Source organism: Thermogutta sp. (genome assembly GCF_039793925.1).
GTDB lineage: Bacteria > Planctomycetota > Planctomycetia > Pirellulales > Thermoguttaceae > Thermogutta.
The window spans coordinates 57813-73409 of the sequence record NZ_JBAMME010000199.1; the positions used below are offsets into that span (position 1 = coordinate 57813).

Genomic DNA, 15597 nt, shown 5'->3' on the forward strand with positions numbered 1-15597 from the left:
CGCATCCATCACCGGCCCCTATCTCGACAACCACGGCGGTTCTTCAAGATGGACTAGGTATGTGTTTCGACCGCTGAGAAGCAGTTCCTCATTATTTTTTGCTTTACCGCGAAAAATAACGTATCTTTTCCAATAGACCGAATCGAAGAATCGCGCCTGTCTCGTCTGCGGTGGTTCTCGTCTCGATAGGGAGGGCCTTATGAGGTCGGCGAATCTGCTTCGGGTGCCGCGGGAATGCCAGGACAAGAAAAGACGTCGAGGCGCGATTGTTGTTCTTACGGCACTGCTCATGGTCTTTATGATGGGGCTGCTCGCCCTTTCTGTGGACGTGGGTTACATGATGACGTTGAAGACGGAGCTCAAACGGGCCACGGATGCTGCTGCCCTGGCGGGTGCCGCTAGCTTGGCCGAAGGAACCGACGTCGCCCGGCTGAAAGCCTTCGAATTCTTGGCCCGGAACCCGGTGGGGCACCAAAATCTGACAGAGTTGGAAAACTGGGAAGAGCGCTTAGAAGAGCTTCTCGCCCAGCACTCCCAGGAATTTCGCGTAGAGTTTGGGGAATGGGACTTTGAGACAGGCCAATTCCTTCCCGCTGCGACGGCCCCCTCCGCTATTCGCGTGACCACCAGGCACAACGGCGGGCCTCTGTTTTTTGCCCGAATCTTCGGCCGAGATGCGTTCGTCCTCCAGGCCGAATCGATTGCCCAGTACCAGCCCCGGGATATTGTGCTGGTCCTTGACTTTTCGGCCTCGATGAACGATGACAGTGAGCTTCGCCGAATCACCGAATTCGGCCCGGCTGCCCGCGAAGCCGTGGAAGCCAACATACAGCAAATTTACGAGGAACTCGGTTCGCCGACCTACGGTTCACTGCAATTTACGCCGCAGTACTACACGCAAGTCGGTAAACCGCCGCAATCGTCCTGCGAACCTCAAATCACCGTCACGTTTCGTGGGGACGATGTCTATGTGGTGTCCACAAAGGATCTCTCAAACGTGGTGCTCCAGTTCTCCGACGGCACTACTCAGAAATTTGACGGACTCACCGGGAAAACTGGGACATTCCGCGGTACCGGTTCGAATGCGAAGAAGCGAATCGACCGCTGTTGGGTTAAGTCCGGATGCAATGCCAGCGGCGAGGGTCCCGGCTACGGCGAACGTTTCGAAGACACCGCCGCAAATATCATGAAAGCCTTTGGCCTTGACAAGGTACCTTATCCCTATCCGTCCGGAAGCTGGGAGAGCTACATCAACTACGTGAAAACGAGCACGTTTATCAAAAACGCTGGTTATCGGAAGATGTACGGCTACTTGACCCTCATCAATTACTGGCTGGAGGAAAAGCCGAAGGCCAACGAAACGCCCGACTTGTGGAAAGTGAGCGAGCAGCCTGTCAGCCAGCTCAAAGAGGCCGTCGGCGTATTCTTCGACTACATTCAGGCTGTGAACACCAACGATCGGGTGTCTCTCGTCATCTACAATTCGCCAGATCAAACGGCAATTACCGAATACCCACTCACTCAGTCTTTCGACGCTATTAAAGACACCATCATCCACCGGCAGGCCGGTCACTATGACCATTACACAAACATCGGCGCGGGAATCAAAAACGGAGTGGATGAACTTCTTGCCCGTGGACGACCGGGAGCCTTTAAAATGGTCGTGCTGATGACCGACGGAAAAGCCAATCGGCCGTATAACGAGGCTCAGGGGCGTAGTTATGCCCTTGCCCAGGCGCAACGAGCGGCCGAAAACCGAATTCCGATCTTTACGATCGGACTGGGGTTGGACGCGGACACAGCGCTACTCGACGAAATTGCTCGCATGACCAATGGCCAGTCATTCATCGTGCCCGGTACGCTGGCTGTCACAAACTACCGCGAGCAGCTCATTGAGAAATTTCGCACGGTGGCGGCCCATCGACCCGTTCGCCTGGTAAAATAGCCCGGCATGCGAACTCAAATCCAAGTCGTAGGGTGACAGAAATCGCTCACACTCTCCCTTAATTTGGCACACGAAAACTCTCGAGGTGCCAAAAAGAGGTAGGGAAGCCGACAACGTGGCCAGGGACGGCCGATAACCTGCCGACAGGCGCGAGCCCCCGTCGGAATCCAGCTGCGTGGGCTGGTCCTTCCGCGGGGGTCGTCATTTGCTTGCTTCCGCAGCCGCACCGCCAGGGTTTTGCTGGCGGACTCGGACATCAAATCCCTCCCCTTGGGGTTACCCGCGCTGAACCCAACCGGTCATAATCTGGGACTTGACGCGGCAGAGGGGACCAGTAGACTATTTTTATGAGGTGATGGTCATTCGCGGGAATGGCGGAATTGGCAGACGCGCCAGGTTGAGGGCCTGGTGGCCGCAAGGCCGTGGAGGTTCAAGTCCTCTTTCCCGCATTTTTTATTTCCCACTTGCTCAAACGGTCTCGGAGCACTTACATACATAAAGTTTCGTAAATAGTTAAAAGCGGCTGTCGCGCCACCGCTTAGCGCGAGGAGCCATAGTGGCCCAACGAGATGCCCCCTTAGCTCAGCCCGGCAGAGCAGCTGACTCTTAATCAGCGGGTCGTAGGTTCGAATCCTACAGGGGGCATTTGGCTGTCGGTAAACATGACCCCCGTAAACTTCGCGGCAAAGGCAAGTTGTACGGGGGTTTTTTATGCGCAAAAGGTGTTTCCGAAGTATCGCCGAAAAATCCTGGACTCGGCCGTGCTCAAAAGCGAGCCGTCTCTTTTACCGCATCACCGTGGGACAAAGCGAGGCTTCGAAATGATTTAGAGCCGAGCTGCCTGCTCGTGAGAAACCGTGCCAGGTCTGCCTATCGCAGCGATTCCAGTTTGTGCAGAGTTATCGCAACTCCCCGCGGCCCACCAGTAGAGCCAAGCAACCGAACGCGTTCCCATGCCTTTCGAAGTAGCGCGCGTCCCAGTCCTGCGGCGGAACTTGCCGCGACGCAAGGACCTCACATAAGGCAGCTCGATGAGCGGACCGTGAGGCCAAAATTTGTAATCCAAGCCTGCTATGTGGGCTCAAGCAAAGATTGTTGCGATGAAAGTGCTCCCTGTTACCTGTCCTTACAGGGTCACAAAGAGAGCCATCGTTTCCAGTTCCGGCTTCGTTACTTCCATTGTTCCGGGAACCCCTCGAGGGACTGGTCAAGACGCCGCCAACCCTCTGAACGGAGAATATCCTCGAGTTCGCTCCCCGGTTCGACACCACCAAGCACAGTGTTCCAGATAGGATCCCGCCAGAAGTCGCTCTCATCCCAGGCACGTTTATAGAGACGCATAATCTCGCCCGTTGCAGGATCCCGGACGTAGGTTTGATCGCTCAAAGCGTTGGTCCAGGCGGTAGCCATTCGGCTGTTGAATTCCTGCTGTTCCTGTACCATTTCGAGTACCATCCGATTGAGCCGCGCATTGTCGATCGAAAACCGTTGCAGTAAGGCAAGCACCGCCTCAGGACTGAATCGCAGGCTGGCCAAGACCCCCACGACAATGCCACGATCGCGCTCCTCGTTTTCCTTGCTAAACTGACTCATCATGACAGAGAAACTCGCGGTGCAGTCCTGGCTGGCAGAAATAAAATCGGCTTGCTGGGCCGCGAGCAGCGTGCCCGTAATCATCGCCTCGCGCACAAGGGTGTCTGCTTCAGCCCGCACTTCCCGTTTGATCATACTGGTTGTCGCGGCACGCCCGTAGACCGTCGCAATTTGATTCAGCATTTGGGCGGCCTGCTGGAACGAGGCCTTCTCCATGGGAGTCGCAGGGAGGTCGCGACGCTTCGTCACGGTCCACGATTCGTCTGTCTCGGATTGCCAGATAGCCAGGACAAGCTTTTCCACGTCGTCGACGGAAGTAAGGAAAATCGGCTGGGGTTGGATCGAGCTCGCGCCATTGATATTGAGGATCGTCTGACCATTCCCACCAAACTGTGTCTGAAGAACTGTACTTTGGAGCACAATATTGTCGCGACGGAACAAAAAGTCGCCCTGGCGGATAAAGATTGCTGGCTGACGCTGGGTTCCCAGGATGACGGTCTGCCCCCGGTATTCCGCTCCCTGAGGAACGTGAAGCGTTCCCAGCGGACCGCCCGTCTCAGAGTCGAGAATCGTCTGCGCACTCCAGGCCACAAGTTTTTCTCGCGGCACAAACTCAAATGTTCGCGCAATGTCCACCATTTCCTGCCAACCTCTCCTGGAGGTTTTTTCGGGTGCAAGAAAGCTCACCAGGAGCACACCGTTTTGCCCAGGAAGGCAGACAGTCACTTCCCGATAGTCAGAGTCAGGATTCATTCCCGTTAGGCCAGAATTCACAGCCGCCATGGGGTCAAGTCCATAAGGGAAACCGAGACCATCACCTATAATGATCAGCCCGCACCCATGGGCTCGGTAGGCAAATCGTTCCTGTCCTGTGGCTGTCTTCAGGGCCTGATGCTCCCAGAACCAGTTTTCCATCACTTCGTGAAGTCGGCCCTGAGCGGCCGCGCGAATAACGATAAATCGCGACCCGTCCGTGAACCAGATCATCCGACCGTCGGCCTTAAGCGACCAGTTGTCGGGAAGCTGGACAGCGTAACCGTGCAGGAAATCGGCCAATTTCCGGGACTCCGTCAAACCGGGGGAAGGCCCCCACAATCCCCACCAACTCACCGTCGCAATAACCCCAATCGCAACCGAGGAGACTTTTGCTTTCATGGATGCACCTCCAAGCTAGACCACTTCCCAGCGGCGCGACCAAAAAGAGTAGAGGCCTCGCACTCCATCCTGAAGATAGCATCAACGCCAAACTAAATTGGCATATTTTACAGAGCAACACAGCCCACTTCAACCTAAACCCTAGCCGACTGGGTTGGCCGCCAATAGAAATGTGCCCAAGTGGGGGTTCACGGAGTTGCTGAATCGGGCGGCAAAGCGGAGCTTATGAGCCACTTCCAAGCCGGTCAGCGATCAGCTGCTGCAAGCATCCGCCGCTATAACTCTGGTGGGACCAACGGCCGCATCGTACCAGCGGTTGAGGCTACTTTGAGGTTGAGGATGACTATCGAACGGTCGGGCCGTGAATGAAAAGAAACTATCGATAGTCACATTACCTTTCGACGTCACGTTGCCGAAGGCGTCATAGATGAGGTGGTTGGCCACGGTAGTTGCCTCTTCCGTCGGCCAAACCTCGCTTGCCGACGGTTGCCATCACGGGAGAAACCGTCTCCGGGTCGAAGCTCGCAATCTCCCGAACCGTGTTTAGGTGGTCCGTCAAGGTGGGCAGTACGGTTTCAGTAGCGCCGTTGTCGACATTGACCTCGACTCATATCTGATCCACCACTGGATCCCGCATAGGCAGCGCCGACGCAGGTGGCCGATCTGGATGTCCTGCAAATTGGCCCGCTGAAAGTCGGCGGACCCGGGCTCGCACGGCTTGAACGAAGTGCTGCCTCGCTATTGCCAGCCACGCGCTACGGGGCTCTGTCTCAAAACCGTTTTCGCTGGGTGGCTAGGATCTCGTATGAAAATTGCCAATGAGGTGACTCATGGCAATCGGTGTGAATAATCAAAATCTTTTGCGCGGAGGATAGTTCAAAACTCTTATACGGAGGATGCGACTATCGCCCGCCGAGTAATCACGGACGAACGTTGGAAGAAGATCAAAGGGTGATTTGGACCGCCTGCCAAGACGGGGCGAGCACGGCGCGATCGGCCGGTGATTCTGGAGGCCAATTTGTGGGTTCTGTGGACAGGGGCTCCCTGACGAGTTTTACCTCATTGAGTTTAGTCCCTGGCACACAGCCTATCACTCCTTTCGCACATGGGCTAAGAGCGGATTGTGGCAGAAAATCTTCTATCTTTTGCGGAAGCTGGGCCTCGAGACCGAGCAGAAGGGAGTGGAAATGGCTAGAGATATCTTGAAGCCGCCTTTTACCGGTCTGCCGCAACACTTTTTCCTGCAATCAGTTGTGGCGGACTGCAATCTGGTTCAACTACCCCAAATAGCCGAGGCGGGATTCGAACCCGCACGGGGATAACTCCCCACAGGATTTTAAGTCCTGTGCGTCTACCATTCCGCCACTCGGCCCCGGCCTCGATCGGCCACTTACTCGTTAGGCTATCTGTCCGGAAATCGCGGCCCCCGTTCTCGACGGCCTGGGGTTTTCATTTATCGTACCGTCCCATCCTATCAACCAGCAGGCTTTGCCGCGGTTGCTTTAGGCTGGTGGTTTTTGGCCAGGATCCGGTTGATCGCATTCAGAAACGCCTTGGCGCTGGCCTCCAGGCTATCCGTAGAAACACCGCGCCCTCGGTAAATGTCGCCATTATACTCGACCTGCACCTGGACCTCACCCAGGGCATCCTTTCCGACGGTCACGCTGTGGACGCGGAAATCGCGGCAGGCAACAGAAATACCCGTCAATTTTTCGATGGCCAGAAAGACGGCATCTACGGGGCCGTCACCTGCACTGAGGGTAACCGTGCGGACTTCATTGTCGGCGCGACGCAGCGTCATGGTCACCTCGGGAACCCGCTGCGTCCCTACTGTAAGCGAGTACGATTCAAGCGTCCAGGTATCCGGCACAACGCGCGTCTGCTGCTCGATGAGGGCCGCCAGATCGCCATCGTAGACTTCCTTCTTTTTGTCGGCCAGAATTTTGAACTCCTGGAAAACGCGGTCGAGTTGCTCTGGCGTCAACTCGTAACCCAAGGCTTTGGCGCGGGCTGCCAGGGCCGCCCGACCGCTGTGTTTGCCCAGCACCAGGTCGCTTCGAGAGAAGCCAACATCCTCCGGCCGCATGATTTCGTAGGTTCGCGGCTCTTTAAGAATGCCATCCTGATGAATTCCAGCCTCATGAGCGAACGCGTTCTGCCCCACGATGGCCTTGTTTCGCTGGACGACCATTCCCGTGATCCCGGCCACCAGGCGGCTTGTAGGTACCAGACGCTGGCTGACGACGCCGGTATCGGCATGGAAAACGTCCTGCCGCACACGCAGCGCCATAACGATTTCTTCCAAAGCGCAATTGCCTGCCCGCTCTCCAATCCCGTTGATTGTGCACTCCACCTGTCCGGCTCCGGCTTGAATGGCAGCCAGGCTATTGGCGACGGCCATGCCCAGGTCGTCATGGCAATGGACACTGATCACGGCCTTGTCGATGTTGGGCACCCGTTCGCGGAGTGTTTTGATCACCCGATACATCTGAGAGGGCACAGCGTACCCCACCGTGTCGGGAATATTGACCGTTGTGGCCCCTGCATCGATCGCGGCTTCCACAACCTGACAGAGGAAATCAATTTCAGTGCGAGCGGCGTCTTCAGGCGAGAACTCCACGTTGGAGCAGTATTTCGCCGCCCGGCGGACACCCGCGACGGCCAGTTCGATGATCTGTTCCTTGGTCATCCGCAACTTGTGTTCGCGATGGATCGCACTGGTGGCCAAGAAAACGTGAATTCTCGGCGATTCAGCCCAGCGAAGGGCTTCCCATGCCCGATCGATATCGGCTTCCCGACAGCGGGCCAAACCACAGATCACTGGTCCGCGAATTTCCTGGGCGATGGCTTTGACGGCCTCAAAATCTCCAGGGGACGCGATGGGAAAGCCCGCCTCGATCACGTCCACGCCCAATTGAGCCAGGGCATGGGCAACCTCCAGTTTTTCCTGAAGGTTCATGCTACATCCCGGCGATTGCTCGCCATCCCGCAGTGTGGTGTCGAATATGATGATCCGTCGTGTTGTGCTCGGTTTGGGGGTTTCGTCGTCGTACATCGTTAAGTCACCTTTTCTCCTGTGTTTTCCCATCAGGCCGGAAGTAAAACCTTGCGCCCCTAAGCCATTCTCGCCCGGCCTGGAATTGGCTCGACCCAGCAGGTTCTTGGTCCAGAAACGTCCTTTGAAAACTGCAATTTAACAAAAGGAGGGTTTATCAAGACCTTTGAGGACGAGCGGCAGCCCGTCCGACCGAAACGAACTCGTTCAAGCGGGAAGCCGACCCATCGGTCGGCGGGCGCAACACCAACCATGCCCTCGTGGGATGAAGCCAGTGTCGGTGCGAAGTGCTGGGTCCCATCATGGCCAATCAAAATGGCGCGCTCTTGCGATTATCAAGGCTTCCTCCGGAAGGCCACTTTCGTACCGCCGATCTATTCGGCTGCCGAGAGTTACCGGCTTGGGAAGTGGCCCTTATCAATTGCCGATAGGAAAGCTCTCGTGCAGTACAACTCCACGGTTTTGCTGAATCATCCGTAAAAAGCAAGGAACCCAGGACCTGCCGGCCCTGGGTTCATGAATTTTCGCTTTCCGTTGCGCGAACCGAAAGGCCGGCCTCAGACAGGAGGCAGTAACAACAGGCCAAGGCTAAGGTTCGCGCAAATACGAATCATCGTTGCTCCTTCTTTTGATCGTCCACGCTAATCAAATTTATTACTAGTGCCTGACGGCGTCAAGGGCAAGCGGGCAAAGCGCGGCTTATCCGCCCGCGATTTGAACGGCCGTTCTAAACAACACTTCTTAATGGTGTGATGGTGGAAACTCCCATTGTGGAGTCAAATTTCAGGAATTCATCGTGGCCCGATGCGTTCGATCCCCATATATGGGCGAAGTGCGTCGGGAACGAGAACCGTACCGTCGGCCTGCTGGTAATTCTCCAAAATGGCAATCAGTGCCCGGCTGATCGCGATGGCCGTCCCGTTCAATGTGTGCACGAATCGTGTTCCGCGTTCACCCTTGATGCGATAGCGAATATCCAGACGGCGGGCCTGATAGTCGGTGCAGTTAGAGGTGCTGGTGACCTCGCCGAATTCTCCACGGCCGGGCATCCAGGCCTCCAGGTCATATTTCCGGTAGGCAGGGCCCCCCAGATCGCCAGACGCTGTGTCAATGACCCGATAAGGAATTCCAAGTTCGTCAAAAATCCGGCACTCGATACTGCGGAAATACTCGAGCATCGGATCGCTCTGTTCCGGCAGGGTGAATGCGAACATCTCTACCTTGGTGAATTGGTGGACGCGATAAATCCCGCGAGTGGCGCGCCCGTGTGCCCCCGCTTCGGTCCGAAAACAATGGCTGATGCCTGCCATTTTGAGAGGAAGCTGATCTGCTTCGAAAATGTGTCCGGCGTAATAGCCGCCGAGGGTGATTTCGGCTGTTGCGATCAGACTGAGATCGCTGTTTTCGATACTGTAGATCTGCGTTTCAGGTCCTCGCGGCAAAAAGCCGATGCCTTCGAGGATATCATTCCGTGCCAGGTCCGGTGTGGTTGTGATGACGAAGCCCTCCTGCCGGAGAACGTCCACTGCGAACCGCTGCAGGGCCAGTTCAAGCAGGACGGCCTCATTTTTCAGAAAGTAAAAGCCATGTCCGGCCACCCGGGCTCCGGCCTCGAAATCGATGAGATCCAGTTTTTCTGCTATCTCCACATGATCTTTAACGGGGAAGTCGAATGACCGCACAGGCCATTTGCCTCGTCCCACCTCCCGCGATGCGGAAGCATCGCCGATCGGAGCGTCGGGATGCGTCATATTGGGAATTTGCTTGAGGAGTGCCGTCGATTCTTCCTCCACGGAACGGAGTTCCTTTTCCACCGCCGTCGCCTGTTCGCGAACCTGCCGCCCTTCTTCGCGCCGGGCCTGGCGTTCCTGTTCACTGGCGCAGCGGGCGATGGATTTGGCGATTTGGTTGGCTTGATGGTTCAATTCGTCGAGTTTGGCTTGCAATTCCCGACGGCGCGTTTCCAGTGCTACAAAACGGTCCACATCCACGCGCACACCGCGGATTTCGCAATTGCGTTTGACGGCCTCAACATTTTCCAGCACAAATCGTCGATCAAGCATTGATTCCTTATCCTCCCGTCAGAAAATTTTTCCCGGTGACGCTGCGGCTCAAGTCTGCACCGACCGTTGCTCCCGGCCGGTTAGGAACGCCGCCTTTTGGCGAAAGATGCTTCGCCTACCCTCGGGTGTTTGTGATTTCGCGGATTTCTTCCCAAAGATAGGCGCTGGCGAGCGTTCCGCGATGGAAATCGGCCAGGAGGAATTTCTCATCGGGACCATGTGCGTTGTCGTCGTATTGGCCCCAGCCCAAAAGCAACACGTCCGCCCGGAGCCGCTCCTGAAACTTGCTGACAATAGGGATCGAACCACCTTCCCGGGTGAAAACAGGTGGATTGGGAAACACTGCTCGAAGGGCTTTCTCGGCCGCTTTGATGAATGGGCTGTCCAGCGGTGTGACGACCGCCGGTGATCCATGAAGATCCAAGAGCTGAAAACGGACCCCAGGCGGACAGAGTTCTTTCAAGCGTTCTTCAAGGATTTGCCGCACCCGACCGGGTTGCTGTCTCGGAACCAGTCGAAAGCTAATCTTGGCTCCTGCTTCGGCGGGAATGACCGTTTTGGCACCTTCCCCCTGATAGCCACCCCAAATTCCGCACACGTCATAGGTAGGCCGAATCCACCGCCGTTCCAGAACGGTGTAACCCATCTCACCCACTGCCGAGTCAACTCCTAGACTCTCCCAGAGGGCCTTTTCGTCGAACGGCAACTGGCGTAATCGCTCGCGCTCTTCAGGGGTGGGGGGATCAACGTCGTCATAGAAGCCAGGGATATTCACGCGTCCTTCGTCGTCTATCAGTCCGGCAAGCATCTGGGCCAGCGCATTCGCAGGGTTGGTCACAGTGCCGCCGAATACCCCCGAATGCAGATCGTGAGAGGGTCCAAAGACGCGAAGCTCGAAGTAAGCGATTCCTCGCAGACCATACGTAATGGCGGGCTGATCCGGCCCAAATTGGCTACCGTCGCTGATCACGACACAATCGCATGCCAGGCGCTCACCTGCCTGCTCGAGAAAACGCTGGAGCACGTGACTACCGGTTTCCTCTTCTCCTTCAACAATGAACTTGAAATTGACCGGCCAGCTTCCGGTGACCTGTTTCCATGCCCGCACTGACAACATATGCGTGAGAAGCTGTCCTTTGTCGTCGCTGGCGCCCCTCGCGTAGATCGCCCCGTTGCGGATGGTGGGTTCGAACGGCGAGCTGGTCCAGAGATGGACATTTTCGGCCGGTTGAACGTCATAATGGCCGTAAATGAGGACAGTGGGAAGTCCATCCTGGTGGGGGGTTTGTGCGACAATGAGGGGGTGCCCACGGTCTTCGACGGTCTCGGTCTTTAATCCCGCCTCGCGGAGGAAGCTGCCCACCCATTCCGCGGCACGACGGACGTCGCTAGCATATTTGCTATCCGCGCTGACGCTGGGGATTCGCAAAAACTGACAGAGTCGCTCAACGGCCGCCTCTTGTTCCGATTGCAGATATTCGATGACCTGATCGATCTCGCGCACAGCTTTTTCTCCTCAACTTTGTAGCTGGAAGAATCCTCACTATAATTGGGAGAGGCAGATACGACCACGGGGAGCGTCATTGCCAATGGGGATTTGGGCGGTCCGGGATTGGTTGCTTGCGGAAATCCTACGGAAACATACGGCCATGAGCAACCAAGAAAAATTGGGGGAATCCGGGACGACACTGGTCCAGGTCCTTCCGAAGAAAAAGCGCCGCAAAAAACCGCGCAGCCAGCACGTCCCGCGCTATCACGTCGTCCTCTGGAATGATGACGACCACACCTACGATTACGTCATCCGCATGCTGATGCAGCTTTTCGGCTACCCCTTCACCAAGGCCTACCTGATGGCCGAAGAGGTGGATAAGACCGGCCGGTGCATTGTTCTTACCACCACCAAGGAGCATGCGGAGCTCAAGCGGGATCAGATTCACGCCTTCGGCCGCGACCCCCTCGTTAAGGAATGTCGCGGTTCGATGACAGCCACCATCGAACCGGCGGAGTGAAATGCGTTTCCTCATCAGAGGGTGCAACTCCGCAATATCGCTGCAGATTGGAGTGACCATTGTTCCGGAGGCCGCTCTTTTACCCGTTGCGCCGGTGGCGGGCGCGTAGTGCCGACCGCACAGTGTGCAAGGCTTGGGCCATTTCCTCGATTTCCGGCGCCGTGGGTGTGTGATTGCCAAATCGGAACCGGTAATACAGCTCGACAATTCGACGGGCGGATGCAGTCCAACCATCATACTGGGACGATGCGCCGGCAAACTGAAGTTGGGCTACACGCTCGACAAAGGCTCGGGGGGTCTCGGCGGGTAAACGCTGCGCGTACGCGCGCTGGAGCATCCGCTCGAGCTCCCTATGCACCTGGACGACGACATTGTCCGCAAGTGGAGCCCAGCTCCGACGAAGCGGCAATTTTTTGATGATCCAGATCCGGCGTAAAGGATCTCTCCAGACCCAAAGAAGGCCGACTGCACCGAAAATCAGGACTGCCAAGATACCACCTAAAGCGTACCACTCGAGAAATGGCGTCAGCGCCCGCCGCATCGCTGCACCGGCGGAATGGAGGGTTTCCCGCCACCGTTCCGGTCGGACAAGGGTTTCGATTCCCTCCTGAACGCGACGGCGGACCGGTTGGTAGACCTCCGATTGTTGCGTGACCTTGTCCAGTTGCATCACGTACTTGAGCCAGATGTAGTCGAGGAACGTGTAGGTGGTCCAAAGGCGTTGCCAGAAGGTTTGGTTTTCTCCCGCGCGAATGGCCGTGGAGGGCGTCGGGTCAAGGCGAAGCCATGCCCCGTATTTCCACACTTCCGGCGGCTTGCCACCCAGCAGTTCGGGAGAGAGCTTGTCGGGGCTGAGATAAGCTTCCACCCAGGCGTGGGCATCGCGCTGCCGGGCCTGATAGAATCCCCCCAGTGTGTTGAACTCCTCCGTTTTGTACCCAATGACGATTCGCGTGGGGATTCCCCGGCAACGTAGAAGGAGTGCCAACGCTGTGGCGAAATATTCGCAATGTCCTTTCCGTGTTTCAGTGAGAAAATCGACCACAGGATCAAGCTGAGGATCACGCGCGACCGCCTCGCCGGAGTATTGAAACTTGCCCGAAAAGGCCAGAATCTGCTCGAAATGCTTGGCAATGTGGAAGTGATCTTCCTCAGGCCAGGGTGCCTCTTTGGCCCACTTGGTGGCGAGTTGCTCCAAACGATCCCACCCCCGTCTGTAATACAGCTCACGATGGACCACGAAACGCCCGCCCCACCAATCGGGCTGGAAAATGATCCAGGGAAGTTGCAGAAAAGGGCCCTGTAGCACCGGCTCCGGGGCCGGGACAAGATCAGCCAGGCGGTTGAACTCCAAGGCTGATGTGGTCATCTCAATAGTAGCCCGCCGATCCTGTTCTGTAACTCTCAGGACCCGGGTACGATCAGTATCGTAAAGCAGAGGGGAATCGTCCCATTTGCCCACCGGCCAAATGGCGAAAACCTCCGAACCCTGGGTGCGTTCCAGAACAACTCTTTGCAGGAAGAGTGATTGCCCTGGTCCACGGAAAAGCGGTTGAAGAGGACGAGTCTCGTTTTGGACAAAGAAGGGATTCAATGACCAATGTTTCTCGTAGTAGGCCTGGAGCGATCCACCTCGCAGATAGAGCGGTCCCACATATCCCAGTGGCTTTCCGTCGAGGGTCGCGAGCTCCACTCGCATCACAGGCGTAGGGTCGTCCAGGAGGTCCCCCACCTCCTCTAAAGTGACTGCGGCATCGAAACCCACCGTTCGGAGAGGTGCGGGCGCAAGACCCGGCCAGGGACGCGTGCTGAGTCGCGGAACGATAAGAAACACGAGCCCGCTGAAAAGGGCGGAACTGACCACCAGGCGGGCCACTCTGCCCAGCAATCCCCAGTTGATCCCGAGCGGCGAACGCGGATCAGGCGGATCCCCCATCACAGCAATGATCACCGTCGGGAATGCGTCGTTCTCCTGGGAGCCCATGCGACCCACGTGCTGGTTGCTCACCATACCCCATTCACCAAAATACGTCACCAGGAGGAGGGCCGTGAGGGCCAAAATCAGATACACGACCAGCAGTAATCCGAAAATGACCCCGTGAAAAAACGCGCAGGCGGAGACGACCTGAAAAATGCTCAGCATGAGCAAATAGCGGTAGATCCGGACGTCCTTTCGCTGGAACTGCAGGACACACTGAATGTACACCAAAAGATTAGCCACAATCAGAACATGGAGTGGCCCGGAATACCGGAGCACGTCGAACCCCGTGATCACCAGCGCGCCAACCAAAAGGATGTTGGTAACCCACCCGGGGAAAGCAAAGATTCTCCCTAGGTCAACCAATAGCAAACTGGCGAGAGAAGCGACTAGAGCCAGCGACATCAACCAGCGTGATTGCTGGCCCATCGCCAAAAGGAACGTCCCCAGCGCCGCCAGCGCCGCCATATTGATCTGCAGCAGGCGCGTGAGCCAGGTGCTGACGGTCTGGTGGCGTCTCTCCCTGTTGATTGCGATCGGCCCGTCACGACCTGGCGACGGTTTGGTATTCAAAAATGTTGTCAAGGTTCCCAGATGTGACATCAATGACTTCCAGCCGAAAATCTCGCGAGAGGGTACTCGCTTGCCCGGAACGGGCTGCCAGGGCGTCCCTTTGGACGGACTGGCCCCTTCTATCACCAGATAAACCGGGTCGAAATTGCAAGGGACTTGTGGTGACCAGAAGAAAATCGGCGTGTTGGGGGCTTTTCTGACGAGCCTCCGCAAACAGGGTCACCAGGCGATCCTCCTCCGAAGGCTCGGCTCTGGTCAAAACGTCCATTGCCCGTTCCAGAAATCCGGGCGAAGCGGGTCCGCCCAACCAGACGACATCTTCTGCGCTGACGCCCAGAAGGAGGGAGCCTCCCCCTTTCCGACAGAGATCGTGGATCACGGTGGCGACGAAACTGATCGCCTTTTCCACGTCCTCTTCACTTTTGAAAACGTCCTGGCTCTCGGGTTGATTGGCACGACAGCACAGGTTGAGTAGGACGGTCAGATGCTGCTCACGAGGGCGGTCGAATTGCCGCACCAGCAGTTCCCCATGTCGAGCCGAACTTCGCCAATGAACCAGGCGGGGACTATCGCCGGCCTGCCAGCTTCGAAGTCCGTAAAAATCTCCCGACACTCGGTCCGCACACCTTTCGGCCCGGCTTCCGCCCTCAAATGTGAAATGTTGACGCCGCCGCCAATTCTCGGTGAGTCGTCCCAGTCGGGGACACACGCTGATTCGGTCATAGAGGTCGACCTGGCGACGAGCTTCAAACAATCCAAGAGGGAAGCGAGTTGTCAAAACGAGCGGACCGAGCGTGTAGCATCCGCGTCGGCCAATCCTTCCCCGGTAAGCCAGGGTTTGAGGGCAGGTGCCATCCACGTAGGGGAAAAACACCCGAACGCTCTTGGTGTCCGCGTTCGGATCCGAACTGTCTCGCTGCACGGAATCCAATACAGAAACCATCCACACCTTGCCTCGGGGTGGAGAAACGGCCAATTGGAGGTCCACAACCAGCAGATCCCCCGCGCATATTTGGGCGGGGACTCTCCGGCGGACGGATAGGTGGCGTATATTCCGCCCCGCCATACGCCAGCTTAAGAACAGCGGCGCGGCGATCAGGCCAGCCAGAAGCAGCAGCAGATTAACCTGCCGCACCATGGCGGCCAGAAAGATACCCACCACCAGGAAAGCATAATAACGCCCCACCGGCGTGAGACTAACGGTTATTTTGGCTCGCGTGCTCATC

The 15597-nt window shown here is 56.8% G+C and carries 9 protein-coding genes and 3 tRNA genes; 4 read left to right on the forward strand and 8 right to left on the reverse strand.

Going from position 1 to position 15597, the window contains the following annotated elements:
* Nucleotides 1-199 precede the first annotated feature (199 nt).
* The 3 genes from ABJK56_RS07480 to ABJK56_RS07490 all read left to right on the forward strand — a co-directional run bounded on the left by ABJK56_RS07480 (nucleotide 200) and on the right by ABJK56_RS07490 (nucleotide 2590).
* Entirely contained in the window at nucleotides 200-1945 is a 1746-nt protein-coding gene (locus ABJK56_RS07480; RefSeq protein WP_347244039.1) for a VWA domain-containing protein, read from the forward strand.
* Nucleotides 1946-2310: 365 nt separating this feature from the next.
* Nucleotides 2311-2394: transfer RNA gene (locus tag ABJK56_RS07485), tRNA-Leu, on the forward strand.
* Between the two features lie 122 nt (nucleotides 2395-2516).
* Nucleotides 2517-2590: transfer RNA gene (locus tag ABJK56_RS07490), tRNA-Lys, on the forward strand.
* 525 nt (nucleotides 2591-3115) lie between these two features.
* Here the strand turns inward: ABJK56_RS07490 and ABJK56_RS07495 are convergent.
* The 6 genes from ABJK56_RS07495 to ABJK56_RS07520 all read right to left on the reverse strand — a co-directional run bounded on the left by ABJK56_RS07495 (nucleotide 3116) and on the right by ABJK56_RS07520 (nucleotide 11315).
* Complete coding sequence (locus ABJK56_RS07495; protein WP_347244040.1) at nucleotides 3116-4693, reverse strand: hypothetical protein; 1578 nt, start codon at nucleotides 4691-4693, stop codon at nucleotides 3116-3118.
* Between the two features lie 252 nt (nucleotides 4694-4945).
* Complete coding sequence (locus tag ABJK56_RS07500; RefSeq protein WP_347244041.1) at nucleotides 4946-5137, reverse strand: hypothetical protein; 192 nt, start codon at nucleotides 5135-5137, stop codon at nucleotides 4946-4948.
* 843 nt (nucleotides 5138-5980) lie between these two features.
* Nucleotides 5981-6065, reverse strand: a tRNA-Leu gene (locus tag ABJK56_RS07505).
* Nucleotides 6066-6167: 102 nt separating this feature from the next.
* Nucleotides 6168-7748: a 2-isopropylmalate synthase gene (locus tag ABJK56_RS07510; RefSeq protein WP_347244042.1), complete on the reverse strand. Its 1581-nt coding sequence runs from the start codon at nucleotides 7746-7748 to the stop codon at nucleotides 6168-6170.
* Nucleotides 7749-8539: 791 nt separating this feature from the next.
* Nucleotides 8540-9811, reverse strand: coding sequence for a serine--tRNA ligase (gene serS, locus ABJK56_RS07515; protein WP_347244043.1), 1272 nt, complete (start codon nucleotides 9809-9811; stop codon nucleotides 8540-8542).
* Nucleotides 9812-9926: 115 nt separating this feature from the next.
* Entirely contained in the window at nucleotides 9927-11315 is a 1389-nt protein-coding gene (locus tag ABJK56_RS07520) for a dipeptidase (protein WP_347244044.1), read from the reverse strand.
* A 145-nt stretch (nucleotides 11316-11460) separates the two neighbouring features.
* On the opposite strand from ABJK56_RS07520, the gene ABJK56_RS07525 reads away from it, so the two are divergent.
* Entirely contained in the window at nucleotides 11461-11820 is a 360-nt protein-coding gene (locus ABJK56_RS07525; protein WP_347244045.1) for an ATP-dependent Clp protease adaptor ClpS, read from the forward strand.
* 79 nt (nucleotides 11821-11899) lie between these two features.
* On the opposite strand, the gene ABJK56_RS07530 is transcribed toward ABJK56_RS07525, so the two are convergent.
* Complete coding sequence (locus tag ABJK56_RS07530; RefSeq protein WP_347244046.1) at nucleotides 11900-14401, reverse strand: transglutaminaseTgpA domain-containing protein; 2502 nt, start codon at nucleotides 14399-14401, stop codon at nucleotides 11900-11902.
* Complete coding sequence (locus ABJK56_RS07535; protein WP_347244047.1) at nucleotides 14343-15596, reverse strand: DUF58 domain-containing protein; 1254 nt, start codon at nucleotides 15594-15596, stop codon at nucleotides 14343-14345. Before ABJK56_RS07535 ends, ABJK56_RS07530 begins: the two co-directional genes overlap by 59 nt.
* Between the last annotated feature and the right edge of the window lies 1 nt (nucleotide 15597).

Coding starts and splice junctions, on each gene's coding strand:
- ABJK56_RS07480 (WP_347244039.1), top strand. CDS start 200: ATGAGGTCGGCGAATCTGCTTCGGGTGCCGCGGGAATGCCAGGACAAG.
- ABJK56_RS07495 (WP_347244040.1), bottom strand. CDS start 4,693: ATGAAAGCAAAAGTCTCCTCGGTTGCGATTGGGGTTATTGCGACGGTG.
- ABJK56_RS07510 (WP_347244042.1), bottom strand. CDS start 7,748: ATGTACGACGACGAAACCCCCAAACCGAGCACAACACGACGGATCATC.
- serS (WP_347244043.1), bottom strand. CDS start 9,811: ATGCTTGATCGACGATTTGTGCTGGAAAATGTTGAGGCCGTCAAACGC.
- ABJK56_RS07525 (WP_347244045.1), top strand. CDS start 11,461: ATGAGCAACCAAGAAAAATTGGGGGAATCCGGGACGACACTGGTCCAG.
- ABJK56_RS07530 (WP_347244046.1), bottom strand. CDS start 14,401: ATGTCACATCTGGGAACCTTGACAACATTTTTGAATACCAAACCGTCG.
- ABJK56_RS07535 (WP_347244047.1), bottom strand. CDS start 15,596: ATGAGCACGCGAGCCAAAATAACCGTTAGTCTCACGCCGGTGGGGCGT.